The organism is Frankia sp. AiPs1 (assembly GCF_023716945.1).
Lineage (GTDB): Bacteria > Actinomycetota > Actinomycetes > Frankiales > Frankiaceae > Frankia.
This window is the reverse complement of the sequence record NZ_JAMQQF010000909.1, coordinates 1-1,504: the sequence shown is the minus strand read 5'-3', so window position 1 is coordinate 1,504 and position 1,504 is coordinate 1. Positions and strand designations below refer to the sequence as shown.

Here is a 1,504-nt window from a genome sequence, read left to right as displayed (position 1 = left end):
CCCGCCCGGGGGGGGGCGCCGGCGCCCCCCCCGCGACGGCGACGGCGACCGCGACTGGTTCGGCCGGCTCGACCGCGGTCGGTTCGGACGACACCGTGCACCCCAGGAGCGCCGTGCACCCCAGGAGCGCCGTGGAGCCCACCGGCGCCGTGGCGGAGGCGGACGCCGGAGGCGATGCGCAAAGCGCCACGGGTGACGAGTCGGGGCGGCCGGGCGCGGATCAGCGGGCGATGCGCCGGCGGCTGACCGTCTCGGCGGTGCTGGCGCTGCCGGTGCTGGTGCTGGCGATGGTGCCCGCCTGGCAGTTCGACTACTGGCAGTGGGTCAGCTTGGCGCTGACGACCCCGGTCGTTCTCTGGGGCGGCCGCCCCTTCCATGCCGCGGCGGCCCGAGGCGCCCGGCACGGTGCGGCCACCATGGACACCCTGGTCTCCCTCGGCACGCTCGCTGCGTTCGGGTGGTCGCTCTACGCATTGATCTTTGGCGGGGCCGGTGACCCGGGGATGCGGCACTCGTTCTCGTTCACCGGCGGCCTGTCCGACGTTGGCACCGGCACCGCCGGCGCGGGGATGTCCCACGGCGGCGGGATGTCCCACGGCGCCGGCGGGCACGCTGGCGGCGGCGCCACCGCGATCTACCTGGAGGTGGCCGCCGGGGTCACGGTGTTCCTGCTTGCCGGGCGGTTCCTCGAGCTGCGCGCCCGGCGCCGCTCCGGTGCCGCGCTGCGGGCCCTGCTGCATCTCGGGGCGACGGACGTGGCGGTGCGCCGTCCCGTGTCCGGGCCCGGGGGCCTGATGGTCGAGACGCGGATCCCGGTCGACGAGCTGTGCCTCGGCGACGAGTTCGTCGTCCGCCCCGGCGAGAAGATCGCCACCGACGGGGTCGTGCTCGAGGGGGTCTCCGCGGTCGACGCGAGCATGGTCACCGGCGAGTCGGAGCCGGTCGAGGTCGGGCCGGGAGATCCGGTGGTCGGCGCGACCGTGAACGCCGGTGGTCGCCTCGTCGTGCAGGCGACCCGGGTCGGGGCCGACACGCAGCTCGCCCGCATCGCGCGGCTCGTCGAGCAGGCCCAGAGCGGCAAGGCACGCGTCCAGCGGCTGGCCGACCGGATCTCGGCGGTCTTCGTCCCGGCTGTGATCACAGCCGCGTTGATCACCCTGGGAGCCTGGCTCGTCACCGGGCAACCGGCGACGGACGCGTTCACCGCCGCGGTTGCCGTCCTGATCGTCGCCTGCCCATGCGCGCTGGGCCTGGCCACCCCCACCGCCCTGCTCGTCGGCACGGGGCGGGGGGCGCAGCTCGGCATCCTCATCCGTGGTCCGGAAGTCCTCGAATCGACGCGGCGGGTGCAGACCGTGCTGCTCGACAAGACCGGCACGATGACCACCGGCCGGATGCGGACCGCCGCCGTCCACCCGGCGCCGGGGGAGAGCGCCGCCGAGGTGCTCCGCCTCGCCGGGGCCGCCGAGGACGCCAGCGAGCACCCCATCGGCCGCGCCGTCGC

1 protein-coding gene is annotated in these 1,504 nt (G+C 75.9%); it reads left to right on the top strand.

Translation table 11 applies throughout. From position 1 onward, the window contains the following. On the top strand, nt 1-1,504 hold a 1,504-nt coding region (locus tag ND748_RS31795), incomplete at both ends, for an HAD-IC family P-type ATPase (RefSeq protein WP_285902989.1).